Origin of the sequence: Hydrogenophaga sp., from assembly GCF_048549895.1 — a bacterium.
Classification (GTDB): Bacteria; Pseudomonadota; Gammaproteobacteria; order Burkholderiales; family Burkholderiaceae_C; genus Hydrogenophaga.
This window is the reverse complement of record NZ_JBLYYB010000212.1, coordinates 1-15,499: the sequence shown is the minus strand read 5'-3', so window position 1 is coordinate 15,499 and position 15,499 is coordinate 1. Positions and strand designations below refer to the sequence as shown.

The following is a 15,499-nucleotide window of genomic DNA, read 5'->3' as shown; positions in this document are numbered from 1 at the left end:
CCGCTTCGGCGCGGGACGCGAGTCGGGGTTCATCTATCACCGCGCCAGGGCCAGCCTGATCCCGCTGGCCGTGCTGCCGTGGGTGACTTACCTGGCACTGCCGGTCAGCGTGAACCCGCTGCTGATCCTGCTGCCCAGCGCCGCACTGCTCGGCGTGGCGGTGTGCATTGCGGCGGCGACGTTCAAGAAGTACCTGTAGATCACTCCGGCTGTAGCAATTTAAAATTGCGGGGTTGCTTGCCTTCTTCGTTCAGACAGGCTCGCGCTTCGACAATCACGGTTGCTGCTGGAATCACAAGGAAGAGCATGACCGCCCTCTATCAACTTGCAGTGCTTGGTTCGCCAACCGATGCCCAGATTTCTGAGGTTGAAGAAGTCGTCGGAACTGCCGTAGGCATGTTCAACTTGCGACTAGGGCATGAAGTTGGATGGGAGGTGCGCCCGGAAGCGTTTAACCCCGACCAACAGCGCTCATCCGCTGCGGTATTTTTCGGAGGCGAGAATCCACCCCTTGCCAATGTGGCGAAGTTGCTGGAACGAGGCATCCCGTTACTGCCGATAGCGTCCGACGTCAATCGAGTTAGCGAAGAGATCCCTGAATTACTGCGACCTCTCAACTGCTTAGCCTATACGGCCAACGGACCACAGCGTGTCGCGACCGCTTTACTTGAGTGTGCGGGATTACTACCTCGCCAGCGTCGAGTATTTGTAAGCTACCGCCGCGGCGAAGCCCGTGATGCAGCCTTACAACTCTTCGATGCCTTGTCCGCTCGGCTATTCGATGTGTTTCTCGATACACATGGGATTCCACCTGCGGAAGATTTTCAGACGATGCTGTGGCATCGCCTTTGCGATTCCGACGTTCTTGTCATGCTTGACACACCAGGCTACTTTGAAAGCCGATGGACAAGCGCAGAGTTCGGACGCGCTCTGGCGAAAGGCATTAGCGTCTTACGGGTTGGCTGGCCAGACTGCACGCCATCTGCGCGAACAGCCACCGCCAGTCGCGCAGAATTGTTGCCCGAAGAAGTGGATGCGGCCACAGGACGCCTCGCAGACAGCGCTGTGGAGCGAATCTGTCTACAGCTCGAAGAAGTTCGCAGCCAAAGCCATGCGGTCCGTTCCGTCAATCTAGTGAGCAATTTGCGCAACGCTATTCAAACGATTGGCGGCCAACTTGTCGGCGTTGGACCGAACAAGGCGGTCTATATCCGACTACCGGATGGCCGGAATGTCGTCGTCTACCCAACAGTTGGTGTCCCCACGTCGACCACGTTGCATGACGCATCCACCAATTCGCCAGATCAATCGGTTGCCGTCGTTTACGATCATGTTGGCTTGCATCCCCGATGGCTGGGGCATTTGGACTGGCTGGGCCAGCATATCCACTCTGCGCGGTGGGTCAAAGCCAGCGAGGCTGGGTGGCAATTTGCGGACTGGGAGGTCTGAATCGTGAGCGCAATCTTCCTTTCAGCCAGTGTCCCACTTGTCGGCCGCGGCTCGTATCACGAGACCGCCAATCCATTCCTCATCCAGTGCGCTGTGAGGGAACTGGTCATAGCCGTCATCCGTCAGCACAAGATTGTGTGGGGAGGCCATCCCGCTATTACGCCCATGATCTGGAGCATTTGTGAGGATTTGGGTGTCGATTATTCTGGGTCCGTGGTTCTGTATCAGAGCACGTTCTTCAAGGACCGTTACCCGGAAGAAAACGACCGTTTTCACAATGTAGTCTTCACCAACGCAGTTGCCGGCGACAGGGATGCGAGCCTGCTGCTAATGCGGGAAGAAATGCTGTCGCGCGACGATCTCGTTGCCGCTGTTTTCATCGGCGGCATGGAAGGAGTGGAAGCCGAGCATGAACTCTTCAGGCAATTCCACCCCGCCGCCAAAGTTCTGCCCGTGCCATCGCCAGGCGGGGCAGCCCTGAACTTGGCCAAAGATCAAGGTTATTTCACCGACGTGGATCTTGGTGATATTGACTTTGCGCAACTCTTTCACACGCACCTCGCATTGAACATTCAAGGCGCAGCGAGCTGAATCTCCTCTGCCGATTCACACGAGCCAACGAAGGATTCGCCATGCCACGGAAAGTCTTCTATAGCTTCCACTATCAACGCGACAGTTGGCGCGCTTCCAAGATACGGAATATCGGTGTTGTTGAGGGCAACCAGCCCGCAAGCGATAACAAATGGGAAGAAGTGAAGCGAGGTGGCGAGGCCGCAATCAAGCGATGGATTGACGATCAACTGCAAGGACGGACGTGCGCAATTGTTCTGGTCGGCGCCGAAACGGCGAATCGCCCCTGGATTCGATATGAAATTGAGCAGTCATGGAATAGTGGCAAGGGACTCTTGGGAATACGAGTCCATAAGCTGCTGGACCATAACCAGCAACCATCAGTTGCCGGGGCCAATCCGTTTGACGCATTTACCTTGAACGACGGTAGAAAGCTATCCACCGTCGTCCGCATGTACGATCCACCGGGGGCCACCAGCAGCGCGGCCTATAACCACATCAGTGACAACCTATCGGGCTGGATTGAAGCGGCGATCGCTGCTCGCTAAGCAGCCCAGCCTCTCGTCAAAACAGCGACCCAGTGCTCATGGGGTGCCCATATAGTTCCGAGATTTGCTTCTGGAACTGGGTCTGTCCTCCGTAGCTAGGATGCCTCACGCAAATCACGGGTACGGAATCCGTGATGCGATGAGCCGCAGCGGCGGCATCGTTACCGATGGCGACGATACGCGAGGGGCGTAGCAAGACAATGAGCTGTTGGAGAAGTTCTTCGCCGGCTCGCCTCTCACGCGCGTTGTGCTGCCGGTTGGTGAAAGGATCTCCTGATTCATGCGGATGCAGAGGGAAAACGTTCCAGAGAAAGATGCGAGCATCAATATGTTCCAGCATGCCCCATATGACCGCGGCGGTTCGTTCGGCCACAGCACTGCCTATCGTCGGCCGCTCGGCGACCTGGTCGAGATTCCAACGCCTAGCGTGCTGGCTTATGTGAACGTCGTCGGTCAGGGCTAACCCAGTGCGGCGTCCTCCGCGGTATCCGAGGTCTCGTCCGATCCATATCGCGTCTACGGGTTCCTCGGTTGCACGACGCAACATGGCGGACAGTGCAGCGGCACGGCGACGTGGTGCGTCGCGTCTATCATGAACTTCACAACAATCCGAATACGGATTGAAGCAGTCTTCGAACTGCAGCGAAGCAACTGCATCAACGAACGGGTGGATCTTCATTTTTCAGACTCAAGTGGCATGTATTTGATGGTGCGTTGTTCTCGGTTTCCAATGATCCAGCCACCTTGATTTGCCTTGAGCTGGCGAAAGACAGCATAGCCATCCAGGATTGCCTTTTCCCAGAGCTTTAGCGGACATTTCTCCACTTCGTAACCACTCACGAACTCACCAATGGTCTTGAGAAACCCAAGTGAGACCTTTTCCTGGTTCTCGAAGAAATTCAGCTCCTTGGCCCTGGAGAAAATCCACGCTGAAAGCCCTTCCTCCACGACGATGGCCCGACCACTGTCCTGCTCTTCATCGTATTTCGGATTGCTCTTTCGCTTGTGCTTGATCAATGCCCGCATCACAGGCGACCAGTGCAGGATTGCGGCATAAGCAAAGTGGAAGACATCATGGAACCGGTAGCCATCGCGATCGGCAATGTTGTCCGTCAGAGGGTCTCCGATGAATACACCCTTCCATTGGAGATAACTCTTGCCGCTGCCTCGCTGATTGACCCGGATTTTGAAATCCCTGGGCAGTTGTTCCTCAATTCCAAACTCACTGTCGAAATCAAGGCCAGCCAGGTCTTCTGCCTGCGGCTCCAAGAATGCGCCGCGAGCTTTCCGGAGATTTCCGCGAGCCACCTCCGAAAACGCAAGCTCGGCCGCGTGGATTGCATCCAGATAGGCCCGTGCGAAAGCAATCAAGTCTGCACGTGCAGGCGTGCTTCCCAGTAGGGCCGCCGCTGACTGCCCCAAACGCACCAAGGTGGCATCCAACGAAGCAGTCACGGCGACGGGCACAGCGATATAGGCTAACGCACCTTCGGTGATGTCACTTGCAGCGCCCACATTCTTAAAGTTTCCGTGGTTCGCAGCTTCCGCGAAGATCTCTTCAAGAGGAATCTGCAGGCGCCTGCAGATTGCGGCCAAATACCAGAGGGTGTCGCCAAACTCCTCTTCTGCTGCCTTCTTGAAACCAGGGTAAGCCGTTCTCTCTCGAACATTTTTCTTGGCCGTAGCCATTATTCCGCCGACTTCTCCGTATAGACCTTGGAGGACAGGGTTGAAGTCATTCGGGTTGAGTACGTCTGTGGCTGCAATTTCCGCAGCGTAATCCGAGAGCAAGAGGGAGCCTTCCTTTTTCATCGGTCACCTACGAAGAGTCAGCCATTCGAATGGAGCGCCCTGATAACCGCTCACGTTAAAGCTGCGAATCCATTGCTCAAGGTTCGCAATCAGTTGCGCATCGTCAAAGGTGGTTAGGCCTCTTCCTGTTTTGCATAGAGGCCGATCTTGCTGGTCCTTCAGTTCCTCGGGAAACTCCGGACCCTCTCCCCCGAAATACACAAAATCATTACTGATCAGAACCCTATTGACGCCCGTATCACGGGCGACATGGTCCGGGTTGAGCGTGCCATTGGGGCGGGAGTGAAATGAGTCTCGCTGCTGCCAGGCAGCTCCAGGCACGGCCCTGAAGTAGATGTTGTCTCCGCAACTTTGCTTCCGACTTCCATTGCGGTACGGCTTCTTGTATTCAAACCGTGGATCTGCGCCGTATTCGTCAAATGTCATCGCCTCGGTAACGCGCATCGCGTACACGAGACGCCCGCCACGTCGGACAGTTCTATCATTGCTGCCACTGCCGACCACCCAATCACCGATGTCAGCGGATCGGCGGATATTGGGTTTGCAGGTCGCAAGCGTGCAGTAGCCATAGAAAGGATTGGGTGCGAAACCACTGTCGTATCGCACCACATAGGAGTGAATGCGAGCCATCAGCAGGGATGCCGCATGAGTGGAACCGGGTCGCAGGCGCCGCCGTCAGGCTTTTCCCACGAGTCCTTCCCATTGATCGCGTCAATGATTGCATCGCCGTTCCACCCAACCAAGGCGTCGGCATACTCTTTCAGGGCATCCGGGAGGTCGCATTCCTTCTCACCATGCTCCCAAACACCAACAATGCGCTTGCCCTGTTTGGCCGCATACTCAATTTCCCAGTTCACCCAGTCGCTGTTCTTGGTCTGGGGGGAGACGTAGCAAATGAACACTCCGGCCCAGTTGATCGCAGGGGCAAGGATCTGCGTCTTTATGTAGTGCTCATCGGAAGCATTGTTGAACTTTCCTGTATGGATGGAGGAATCCCTGATTTCCATCCCATTTGGAGCCAACAGATCCTTGAGCTTTTGGAGCCCGTGATCGTCCTTATGGACATGGCTGATAAACACATTCCTTTTCTCTGTCACCTGTCACCTCCAAGGTTTTCATATGATCTGAAGATCGCAGCCGATTCAGCCAAAAGGTCGATGACAGAACGCTCGACCACGTAGCGTGCCGGATTCTCGCCAACCGCCAGCGCCTCAAAATGCGCCTCGCCACAGGCGATTTTTGCGCGCTCCTTGTTGCGCAGGTCGTCAGTGAACAGGCTGCCCTTGGTCTCCACCACGAAGTACAGTCGCTGCGCTCCACCGTCCTCCACCAGTACGGCCCAGTCCGGGTTATAAGTTCCCAGCGGCGTGGGCACCTTGAACCAGCCTGGCAGCTTGGCGTAGAGCTTAATGGCGTTGTTCTTCTCCAGCGCGTCGGCGAAGTCGCGCTCGGTGGTGGAGTCGTAGACCACGTGCTCGTAGATGGACTTGCCCGTGTCCATCAGCATGTTCTTCAGGTAGCCGGTCAGCTCTTCCTGCTCGAACAGTTCCTGTGCATAGACGTGCTGATCGCCAAGCTTCTGGTACTTGATGCCGTCGACCAAGGCCAGGCGCTTGCAGCGGTTGATGGTCTCGGCGGTCAGCTCGATGAACTGCTGCGGGTTGCGCTTGAAGTCGTCCAGCCGCCCGCTGCCGCTCAGGATGGTGGCGATGCTCCGGCGGGTGAGTTGGGTGCGATCCTGGAGGTCGGTGAGCAGGTCCGGCAGCTCGATGTCCGTCTCGTCCAGGACGACAGTTGCCGCGCCCGCTTTCTCCGTGGCCTCCACCCCTGCCTTGCCGATGGCGATGTCGGCCTTGCGCCATTGCAGCCGGGCCTTGGGGATGGCCGGGGCTTGTCGAAGCGAATCGATGCAGTTCTGGATCAGCTTGTCATTATCGAACTGCACCCGATAGGTCGTCTTGTGCTTGATGCGATCCCACAGCTCCTTGAACTCGGGGCTGAGATAGACGCCCTTGCGCACGGCAACCTGCTTGCGCTCGTCGGCGTTCTTGATTTCCAGACGGCCCGACACCTTGCGCAGCACCTCGGCGATTTGACTGCGCTGCGCGTCGAACTCCGCAGGTAGCGCCAGGGTTCCATCCTTTAACGCCGTCTTCAACGAATCCTGGACCTTGCCCTTGGCATCGATGTGGCCGGCAGCTTTCAGGTGCTCCCACAACACCTTCGACTGATCGATGCCCAGAGGCACGGTTTGGCCGTCGGCCCCGGTAACGGCGATGGCGGCGAACTGGTGCTGCTCGACGATGCCAAAGCGGATGCCGGTGTCGGCCTCAATTTCCTTCTGCAGGTTCTCGGCGAATTGCTCGTAGTTCTCGGTGGCAATCACCGTGAGGGTATTGACCTCGAATCCGCGCACGCGCTCGCCGTTCTGGTTCACGGCGAGGCGCAGCCCCCGGCCGATGGTCTGCCGGCGTTCGCGCTCGGTCTGAATGTCGCGCAGTGTGCAGATCTGGAAGACATTGGGGTTGTCCCAGCCTTCCTTGAGCGCCGAGTGGGAAAAGATGAACTTGAGCGGCGTGTCGAAGGACAGCAGCTTTTCCTTCTCCTTCATGATCAGGTTGTAGGCACGCTCGGCGTTCTCGCGGTTGGCTGCATTGTTTTCGCTGGTGTCCGTCCAGCCGCCTTTCTTGTCGATGGAGAAATAGCCGTTGTGGACCTCCTCGGTGGCACTCGTAAGGTCGATCTCCTCGAACAGGCTCTGGTACGTGGGAAGCTTGGCCGCACGGCGATACTCCTCCTCGAAGATGCGCGCGTAAGGCCCTTTGACGGGGTTTCCGTCCGCATCGTAGGAGCGGTATCTGGCCACCTCGTCGATGAAGAACAGCGACAGCACCTTGATCCCGAGCGGGCGCAGCCGTTTCTCCTTGTCGAGGTGCTCCTTGATGGTGCGGCGGATCATCTCGCGCTGCACGGCCAGGGCATCGACATCGCCATGCGCTTGCCCCACGCTGAGAAAGGTTTCGCCGCCGGGGTAGCGCAACTCCAGAAACGCTTCGTCCTTGGCGGTACTGATCTCGCCGACGCGAAAATCGGCGTAGATGGCGCGTTTGGCGACCTGTTCCAAGTCATCGCCGTCGGAAACGGTGACTTCTTGCCGTTTCACGCCGCTGGCGGTTGCCACGTCGAGTTCCACGCGGGCAGAGATCGTGCCACGGCGGTTGGCGACCGACACCAGCCTTACGAATGGTTTGTTGTGGGCGTCCTCAACGGTGGCCGATGCCACTTCGATCTGCTTGACCAGCCTGCGCTCATAGGCATCCACGGCATCGAGCCGGAACACCATGTGGTGCTTGTCCACATGGGTCGCGGAATAGCGCAGGGTGCACAGCGGATTCATCGCATCGAGTGCGGTCTTGCCTGCCCCGGTCAGACCGCCGTCCACGCTTTGCGGCTCGTCCACGATCACGACCGGCCGCGTCGCCTTGATCAGATCGATGGGCTTCTCGCCGCCGGTCTTTTCGCTGTCCTTGTAGAGGTTGTTGACGTCCTTCTTGTTGATGGCCCCGACCGTGACCACCATGATCTGGATGTTTGAGCTGGTGGCGAAGTTGCGCACCTGGCCGAGCTTGCTGGAGTCGTAGAGGAAGTAGTCGAAGGGCACGCCGGCGTAGAGCCCCTTGAAGTGCTCCTCGGTGATCTGCAGGGTCTTGTAGACACCCTCCTTGATCGCCACCGACGGCACCACGATGACGAACTTGCTGAAGCCATAGCGTTTGTTCATCTCGAAGATGCTGCGCAGGTAGACGTAGGTCTTGCCCGTACCGGTTTCCATCTCGACGGTGAAATCGCCCGAGACCAACGCGCCGGAAGGCGGCAATCCCCCACGCAACTGGATGTCGGCCAGGTTCTGGTGCAGCTCGTCGTCCAGCAATGTGAGGCGGTTGCCGACGCCCAGGTCCGATTCGGCCACGCCGAGGGTCAGTTGCTCCGGCTTGGTGCCCGGAAACATGTCCTCGGCAGCCGGCGGCGGCGCCTTCATGGTCACCGTGAACTCGGTACGGCACACTTCCTGGCCGCGAAACAGATCGCAGACCGCCTCGATGGCCTGAAGCTGATAGTCGAGGTTGGGCTCGAAATGCAGTTTCATCACCACGCCCTCACAGACTGCGCACGTTCTGGATGCCGTGCTGCTCCAGAATGGCAGCCAGGTTGGTCTTGGCCACGTCGTCGGCGAAGGCACTATCGCGGAACACGCAGGTGGTGTCGCCCGCCGGCTGTAGCTCCTCGTGCCAGGCGACGATGCCTTGGGCCAGCGGCTCCACATCGTCGCGGGTGATGTGCTCGGCGAGGCATGCCATCAGCACGCCGCCGCCCACCGAATGCACGTCCTTGCCTTGGATCGAGCGCTTATCGATCGGCACGCACAGGTCGAGGCCCAGCTTGAGCAGCAGCTCGTAGAGGATGTCCGATTCAGTACGGCCGTCCATCAGATGGTCCTGGTGGGCAAACAGGGTCTGTTCCAGGTCGGCCGGATTCGGGTTCCAGGCGCGGATGTTGGAGTGGTCGAGCTTGAAGACACGGAAGCCGGTATCGCCCGAGAAAAGTGGATTATCTGCCTTTACCTTGTTTCCAGCGCGACGCAATCGCTCCTTGGTTATTTCAGAAATAGTGCGCGGCACCCCAAGCGAATCACAAAGCTTAACGGCCGCCTTCTGATCCTTATCGCTCGCATTCAGCGGTTCAGGTAGCTGAACAAGGCAAAACGTTCGTCGGATCGAGTCCTTTGAATTGAGCTTCCACACAGCTTTGGCTGTTGCGCCGGAGCCCGCGAAGAAATCAACAACCAGATCACCATGATCCTTCAATAGGAATGGCAGGAACGCCTCATACAAGCGTACGGGCTTGGGGTTCGTAAAGACCTTTCCTTCCGTTGGAAAGTCTTCCTTGAGGTCGTAAGCCCCCAATCGGCCATCCAGCTCCAGGAGGCTGGATAGCTTCTCTTTGAAATCGGATGCGTATACCTTTAGCTCAATGATCTTTGACTCATCTTCTCCAAACAATATTCGGTCCGCTGCAAGCAGTTCGTCCATTGTTTCTTTCGGGAATCGATATCCCATCAATGGCTGCTTGCATGGACGCTTGGTCACTGGATGGGGCACATCGTACCTGTAGCCCTCTCGGCCAGGGTTGTGCACACTCTGGCTTCCTGTGTAGACCCCGCCTTCATCGATGTATTTATATCGGTCAAGCGGCCACAGTTCCGCCTTGTGCTCACGAAACCATGTGTCATACGCACCTTGTAGTTCTTGCCCCTTGAACTTAGCTGTGAGCTCATCGCCAATTCTAACGAGCACATCTTTGATGTCTGAAATGGATGACTTCCATTCTGCATCAATCGACTCTTTTTTCTTGGCAACCACTAACAAGTATTCATGCTCCGTCGCCACATTGGTCGGATTATTGTCCGTTGCGTTTTTCCAAACGACCGTGCCGACAATGTTTTCCTCACCAAAGATATCGCAGCACATCAGGCGCAATGCTGAGTACTCTCGCTCGTCAATCGAAATGAAGATAACCCCGTTGTCTCTGAGCAGACCTCGTGCAAGCTTCAGTCTAGGGAACATCATATTTAGCCAGTCGGTATGAAACCTTCCGCTGGCCTCGGTGTTGCTGCTGACCTTCTGCCCGCCTTCGGCCTGCCCGGTCAGCTCCAGATAGTTCTTGATGTTGTCCTGGAAGTTGTCCGGGTACACGAAGTCCTTGCCCGTGTTGTACGGCGGGTCGATGTAGATCAACTTGACCTTGCCGGCATAGCTCTTCTGCAGGAGTTTGAGCACTTCGAGGTTGTCGCCCTCGATCATCAGGTTCTGCGTGGAGTCCCAATCCACGCTCTCCTCGGGGCAGGGGCGCAGGGTGCCGGTCGAGGGGGTGAGCGCGAGTTGCCGCGCGCGGCGCTTGCCATGCCAGTTCAGGCCATATTTCTCGTCGGCATCGGTGATGGTCCGGTCGCCGACCAGCGCCTTAAGGACGTCCACGTTTACCGAAACGCCGTTCGGTCCTTCGGTAATCAGCTCCGGGAACAAGGCCTTGAGCTGCTCGATGTTGCCGGCCACCAGGTCGGCAGACTGGGCCAGTGGGCTCGCGGCGTCGATGATCTGCATTTTCTTCTCCGTCATTCGTTCGATCTTCAAAGCTGTTCGCGTGCTGCAGCCAGTTGTGCCAGCACGCGCTTGAGCGCGAGGTTCAGTTCAACCTGTCGCGCCAGTTGTTTTTCTTTGCCCGCCTGCGTGCGCAAGCAGGCCGCCTCGGCCTCCAGCCGCGCGCATTCCTGCAGGGCATGGCGGCGAACTGCGGCCTGCTCGGGGCCGTCGGTTTTCTTGAACGTTCCAGTCAGCTTTGCCGCCAACAGCGCCTGCGCGCTGTCCATCCACCCCTGATACAAGGCGAAAAGCGAGGATCGAGGCTGGTGAGTCAAGGCGATGGCCTGAACGAATGCGTTCAGCGCATCAAGAGACGGCGCGTCCTCGGGCAACGACATGGACACCATGCCGCCGTCCAGCACCACTTTGCCCGCTTCGTTCTGTGCCCAGCGCTTATGCGCCAATGACAGCGTCAGGCGCTCCTCGGAGTGCAATAGCAACAGCACCGGATAAGGCACCGCGCGATGCACCAGCTCGGCGAGACGGGCGGGATTCGTCGGCTTCGCCTTGCCACCTTCGGACTGGCGGCGCAGCGTTACGGCAAGCACCGCGACCTCCAGGTATTCGCGCGACTCGTCGCGGTAGTCGGGCACGCCGATGGTGTTCGGCTTGAGCGCCGCGACCCACTGGATCTCCTCGACGGTATCGGCGATCAGTCGCTTGTCGGCGGCCGTGGGGGCTCCGTTCTCCAGCAACAGCTTCTTCGGCACGCGCTGATCGACTCGGCAGCCGTCGGGCAGACCGAGCGAGGCGATGAATCCTGGTACGTCCAGCGGCATGGTTCGCGTCACACCCTTGCACGAGCACGCGCCTGGACGCGGGCTTCAAGCACGGCGCGGACATGGGCGTAGAGCTGGGCATTCGCCTGCTCGCGGTCGGCGAGCACCGCAGCGAGCGCATAGGGTTCTTCGCCATCGCACCCGTTCGACCATGCGCTGTCCTGGCGAGTCACCACCACGAAGACCTTGTTGCCGTTCGCAAGCGCCTGCCTGAAGCTCCAGCGAGAGACCTGCAGCGTGCCATTCTTACGTGTGTCGTTGGACAGCCAGCGACCGTTGCTGCGCTCTCCCATGCCTTGCTCACGATTCCGACGGAAAGCCTGTGTCACCTCGTCCAGGCCACTCGCTGTAACCACGGAGAACCACAGCTTGCTCATGCGGTAGTCCAGCCGCGTGGTACGGACGGCTGGACTGTGCGCCAGGGCAACCGTTACCTCCCTAGTACGGCGGCCGCCCGCCCAGAAGCTGTCAGGCAGCGGCAGCTCGAAAAAATGGTGCTGGTCGTTGCCGATGCGCTCTTCGGTCAGCAAGGTGACGGTGTGGTCCAGCGAACGAAAGAGGGCAGCATCCTCGACACACCCATAGCCGATCAGACGCAGCAGCTTGTCGCGCCCTTCACCGTTGCCGTCGGGGTTGAGCAAGGTCTCGCAGGCTTGTGGCCAGCTGGCATGCGCGCCGATCAACGCACGCAACAAGTTCGGGGTGGCATTCGGCAGTTCGGCCAGGACCCTCGCCGCCTTATGCGCGACGACCGGGGCAGCATAGCTCGTCCCAATGTCTTCGCTGAACCCTGGTCCGCCGGCAAAGCCGCCGTTGAGCGAGACCACGCCCAACCCTGCATGCCGCGGACGTGCAACCGCCCGCATCAGCGCGACATTGCCGGCATGCTCGACGATATCGGGTTTGATCGCGCCATTGATCGATAAGCCGCATCGCGTGAGCGGAAACGGCTGGTCAGTTCGCGCCAATGGTTGATCCTCAAGGGCGTTCGGATGCCGCTGCGCGTCCCTCGTCGCTTCGTTCTGCGCAATACCGCCTACCGTGAGCGCGTTCAGGGCAGTGGCCGGATCGAGCAAGCGCGCGGAGTCGGCAAGCAGATAGTCGGGATAGCGTTCTCGCGCGTCGTCTGGCAGCTCGGGAAGGTGCAGGTTGCCGGTGGGCACCACGAACAGGACACCGAGCTCTCGCGTCAGGCGATCCAGGGTGTAGGCCAGGCCGCGAACGTGGCGCCCGTCATAGACCTTGTTGAGATCGCCATAGCTCAGATTGAAGACACGACACCCGTACTGGCCGTGCAACTCGCGCACAGCCTCCTCCACCGCCTTCTCGACGAACTCGGTCTGGTCGTTGCCGTCGTCATTGAAGACCTTCCCGGAGAACAGCCGGAGCTGCGGGACGAAGCGCCCGTCCCGGATCGCAGCCCCCACGTCCCCATACAGCGCCAAGCCGGCGACAAAAGTTCCGTGCCAGGGTTGATCGTCATGCGGGGTCCGATGGGGAGAAAGGTAGCCTTGTGCATCGCCCACTGCCGGCCCCAGCAAGGGGTGTCCAGGCGTCAGTCCCGAATCGAGTACGGCGATGGACGGAGCGCCGCCATCTGGAGGCAAGACAGCGGGAAACTGGTTGACGTCAGTGAGCAGCAACTGAACGGCAATGCCGAGTCGCGGAGGAAGGTCGACCGTGCGCACGTCGCGATGCCGCAGGACCCGATCCGCCTGCTCTCGCGTACAGCGCATCCGCACCATCAGGAGGGAAGGCTGCGTGAGGCTATCCAGCCGCTCTATGCCGTATTCCTGCAGCCAGCGGGAAAACGCCTCCATAAGCGCCTGGCGTCTGTCCTGCCGTTCCTGGGGCCACAGTTCCACATCAAGCGTGAAGAGTTCCTCGGCGGGAAACCCCTGCTCGCGCAGCGCTGCGCCGGTACGATCCTGGGGCGTCCAGTGGTCGAAGTCCTCGATGACGAACAGAAGCTCCTTGCGCGTCACCACGCCGTCGCGGGCGAGCGTACTGAGACGACTCTCGAACTCGGCGAGACCCTCTTCCGTCGCGAAGGCCAGCACGATGGACTCGTCTTCCTGGCTGACGATCTCAACACCGGGAATCGTGTCGAATGCAGGAACGCTCTTGTCGCCAGCGCGCAGTTGAATCTTAAGGAGCTTTCGGTCATCGAAACCACCTAGATCTTCGGCGTCGATTCGCCCTCGCGCCACGACGAGCTTCTGCGCCAACATCGCGCCATGCGCTCGGGGGTCGGCCGGCGGCCGAACACCGGGATGTCGTCTTGGATGCCGTTCAGTCGACGGTGCCTCTCGCTGCAGGCGCAGGTGCTCGTAAGCCACAGTCTCTTACCCCCCCAACTCAGCTCTTATGGCGGTATTCGCGAGCCAGCGCGGTATCGATGTGGGCCTTCTCAAGGAACTCCCGTCCGGACAGGATCATTTCCTTCACCGCCCGGCGCAGTACGCGCTCGATATCGGCATGGGACATTCCTTTGAACTGCGAGGCAACCTGGCCGTCGTCCGCCTCGAAATTTCGTCGAATGCCGGACAGCTTCAATGACAGCAGGCGTTTGATCTGCTCCAGACTGGGCAGCTCGAAACGCAAGATCTCGTCGAAACGCCGCCACACCGCCTTGTCCAGCAGGGACTCGTAGTTGGTCGTGGCGATGAGGATGCTCTCCCCACGGTAGCCGTCCATCATCTGCAGGACTGCGTTCACGGAGCGCTTCAGCTCGCCGTGATCGGCGCTGTCGCCACGATCCTTGGTCAGCGCATCGAATTCGTCGAAGAGCGCCACCACCGGCTGACTCGCCACGTAGTCGAACACTTTGCGCAGATTGGCCGCCGTCTCACCCAGGAAGGATGAAATAAGCGAATCGAGCCGGACCAGAACCAGGGGCATCGACAAGCTGTGCGCGATGACCTCCGCAGCCAGCGTCTTGCCGCAACCCGGCGGCCCACAAAACAAGAGCTTCTGCGCGGGATGCATCCCAAAGGATCGCAACACATCGGCACGGTTGTGCTCCATCAGAATCTCATCCAGCGCCGACTTCGTAGCGTCAGAGAGGATGATGTCCTTTTCCTCTCGAATCACGGCACGCTCTTCGAGCAGCGCCAGACCATTGTCCTTGTTCGTGGGCAGATTGGTCACGGCATGCAGCCTGCGGGAGCCAGGACCGGGTTTGGCCTGATCGCCGTAGAGCAGGTGCTCGAGATCGTTGGCGAGCAGATGATGGTTCTTCTCGCGCTCTTCCTTGATGACCGCTTCGGAGGCGGAACGGAATCTGGCGAGATCCCCTTGTACGCCGGATTTGATCAGTTGCCTGAGCAATTTTCCGCTAGCCATAAATGTCCCCTAGATTCTTCAACGCATGCTCTCGGTAAGTTTCCTGTTCACTCTTGGGACAGCACTACCATGAATGCCAACACTTCAAAGTCATTGCTTCCGGCGAACTCGCCTTTGATGGCATGCGTGCCGCCCGGCGAAAACAGACTGGCCACTGCGCGTTCCTCGTTCTTGCCGACAACCGACGCTACGCTTGCTGCGAGCAGCTTTTGCGCATGGCGCATGTCTTCGCCGTGCTTGGTGGCCTTGTCGAAGCGGGCGCAGGCGCCAGCGTCGGGCAGGTCACGACCCAGCGCCAGGCGCTTGAGCCGGTCGAGAATGCGTTTGGCCTGGGTGTAGTGCAGCAACACGGCACCGTCGTCGCCGACGTGGACGAGGTAATGGGGTGCCAAGGGGTAGTCCGATTCCTTGGCTTTGTGTGCCGCCGGGCCCTCGGCGCGCAGGCAGAAGATGACCCCGGGCGGGATATCGGCATCGATGCTGGTGGTGACGGCGTAGGCGCCCAGCGGCTGGTTGTCCAGTTTGCCGGGATGCGCCTTGAGGTGCTGGGCCAAATCGATGCGGAAGTCGGTGAGCGTCAGGTCGGTAATTGATACGCCGGTGGACAGGTCTTCCAGGTCGATTACCGTGTCCTGCAACTTGAGCAGCTGCTTGCGCCGGTACTCCAGATCGTTCATCGGGTTGCCGGACTGTTGCTCGATGAGGTTTTCCTCACCGGTGGCGGAGACGTCGAGTAGCACCATGCGGCCGCTGACACGCTGTTCCAGATTGATGTATTCCTCCAGCTCCATGTTGG

13 protein-coding genes and 1 pseudogene are annotated in these 15,499 nt (G+C 59.0%); 4 read left to right on the top strand and 10 right to left on the bottom strand.

Annotation, left to right across the window (positions count from 1 at the left end):
- From ACN4F8_RS19925 to ACN4F8_RS19910, 4 genes are all read left to right on the top strand, one after another.
- The coding region (locus ACN4F8_RS19925) for a DUF4400 domain-containing protein (protein WP_419475161.1) at nucleotides 1-199 on the top strand (199 nt) is incomplete at its 5' end.
- A gap of 107 nt (nucleotides 200-306) precedes the next feature.
- Complete coding sequence (locus ACN4F8_RS19920) at nucleotides 307-1,449, top strand: toll/interleukin-1 receptor domain-containing protein (protein ID WP_079380534.1); 1,143 nt, start codon at nucleotides 307-309, stop codon at nucleotides 1,447-1,449.
- Nucleotides 1,450-1,452: 3 nt separating this feature from the next.
- On the top strand, nucleotides 1,453-2,040 hold the full coding sequence (locus ACN4F8_RS19915) for a hypothetical protein (protein ID WP_043496611.1): 588 nt from the start codon (nucleotides 1,453-1,455) through the stop codon (nucleotides 2,038-2,040).
- Between the two features lie 41 nt (nucleotides 2,041-2,081).
- A complete protein-coding gene (locus tag ACN4F8_RS19910; RefSeq protein ID WP_079758535.1) occupies nucleotides 2,082-2,567 on the top strand; it encodes a TIR domain-containing protein in 486 nt (161 codons plus the stop codon).
- 16 nt (nucleotides 2,568-2,583) lie between these two features.
- Here ACN4F8_RS19910 and ACN4F8_RS19905 read toward each other — a convergent pair whose 3' ends face one another.
- The 10 genes and pseudogenes from ACN4F8_RS19905 to ACN4F8_RS19860 all read right to left on the bottom strand — a co-directional run.
- A complete protein-coding gene (locus tag ACN4F8_RS19905) occupies nucleotides 2,584-3,246 on the bottom strand; it encodes a uracil-DNA glycosylase (RefSeq protein WP_079380532.1) in 663 nt (220 codons plus the stop codon).
- Nucleotides 3,243-4,379 (bottom strand): nucleoside triphosphate pyrophosphohydrolase family protein, encoded by a 1,137-nt coding sequence (locus ACN4F8_RS19900; RefSeq protein WP_043496606.1) that lies wholly within the window; start codon nucleotides 4,377-4,379, stop codon nucleotides 3,243-3,245. The genes ACN4F8_RS19905 and ACN4F8_RS19900 overlap by 4 nt, the downstream gene beginning before the upstream one ends.
- A gap of 3 nt (nucleotides 4,380-4,382) precedes the next feature.
- Nucleotides 4,383-5,009 carry a hypothetical protein gene (locus ACN4F8_RS19895; RefSeq protein ID WP_079380531.1) on the bottom strand — a complete coding sequence of 209 codons (627 nt, stop codon included), beginning with the start codon at nucleotides 5,007-5,009 and terminating at the stop codon, nucleotides 4,383-4,385.
- On the bottom strand, nucleotides 5,009-5,476 hold the full coding sequence (locus ACN4F8_RS19890; RefSeq protein ID WP_096861890.1) for a TIR domain-containing protein: 468 nt from the start codon (nucleotides 5,474-5,476) through the stop codon (nucleotides 5,009-5,011). Before ACN4F8_RS19890 ends, ACN4F8_RS19895 begins: the two co-directional genes overlap by 1 nt.
- On the bottom strand, nucleotides 5,473-8,526 hold the full coding sequence (locus ACN4F8_RS19885) for a type III restriction-modification system endonuclease (RefSeq protein ID WP_419475160.1): 3,054 nt from the start codon (nucleotides 8,524-8,526) through the stop codon (nucleotides 5,473-5,475). The genes ACN4F8_RS19890 and ACN4F8_RS19885 overlap by 4 nt, the downstream gene beginning before the upstream one ends.
- A gap of 10 nt (nucleotides 8,527-8,536) precedes the next feature.
- A complete protein-coding gene (locus tag ACN4F8_RS19880) occupies nucleotides 8,537-10,540 on the bottom strand; it encodes a site-specific DNA-methyltransferase (protein ID WP_419475159.1) in 2,004 nt (667 codons plus the stop codon).
- A gap of 26 nt (nucleotides 10,541-10,566) precedes the next feature.
- Entirely contained in the window at nucleotides 10,567-11,358 is a 792-nt protein-coding gene (locus ACN4F8_RS19875; protein WP_419475158.1) for a DUF4391 domain-containing protein, read from the bottom strand.
- An 8-nt stretch (nucleotides 11,359-11,366) separates the two neighbouring features.
- On the bottom strand, nucleotides 11,367-13,589 hold the full coding sequence (locus ACN4F8_RS19870) for a S8 family peptidase (protein WP_419475157.1): 2,223 nt from the start codon (nucleotides 13,587-13,589) through the stop codon (nucleotides 11,367-11,369).
- Between the two features lie 127 nt (nucleotides 13,590-13,716).
- Nucleotides 13,717-14,703, bottom strand: a complete 987-nt coding sequence (locus ACN4F8_RS19865) for an AAA family ATPase (protein ID WP_043496600.1) — start codon at nucleotides 14,701-14,703, stop codon at nucleotides 13,717-13,719.
- Between the two features lie 47 nt (nucleotides 14,704-14,750).
- Nucleotides 14,751-15,499, bottom strand: a pseudogene (locus ACN4F8_RS19860) (helicase); the annotation flags it as partial.

Coding starts and splice junctions, on each gene's coding strand:
- ACN4F8_RS19910 (WP_079758535.1), top strand. CDS start 2,082: ATGCCACGGAAAGTCTTCTATAGCTTCCACTATCAACGCGACAGTTGG.
- ACN4F8_RS19920 (WP_079380534.1), top strand. CDS start 307: ATGACCGCCCTCTATCAACTTGCAGTGCTTGGTTCGCCAACCGATGCC.
- ACN4F8_RS19885 (WP_419475160.1), bottom strand. CDS start 8,526: ATGAAACTGCATTTCGAGCCCAACCTCGACTATCAGCTTCAGGCCATC.
- ACN4F8_RS19870 (WP_419475157.1), bottom strand. CDS start 13,589: ATGTTGGCGCAGAAGCTCGTCGTGGCGCGAGGGCGAATCGACGCCGAA.
- ACN4F8_RS19895 (WP_079380531.1), bottom strand. CDS start 5,009: ATGGCTCGCATTCACTCCTATGTGGTGCGATACGACAGTGGTTTCGCA.
- ACN4F8_RS19905 (WP_079380532.1), bottom strand. CDS start 3,246: ATGAAGATCCACCCGTTCGTTGATGCAGTTGCTTCGCTGCAGTTCGAA.
- ACN4F8_RS19880 (WP_419475159.1), bottom strand. CDS start 10,540: ATGCAGATCATCGACGCCGCGAGCCCACTGGCCCAGTCTGCCGACCTG.
- ACN4F8_RS19865 (WP_043496600.1), bottom strand. CDS start 14,703: ATGGCTAGCGGAAAATTGCTCAGGCAACTGATCAAATCCGGCGTACAA.
- ACN4F8_RS19875 (WP_419475158.1), bottom strand. CDS start 11,358: ATGCCGCTGGACGTACCAGGATTCATCGCCTCGCTCGGTCTGCCCGAC.
- ACN4F8_RS19900 (WP_043496606.1), bottom strand. CDS start 4,379: ATGAAAAAGGAAGGCTCCCTCTTGCTCTCGGATTACGCTGCGGAAATT.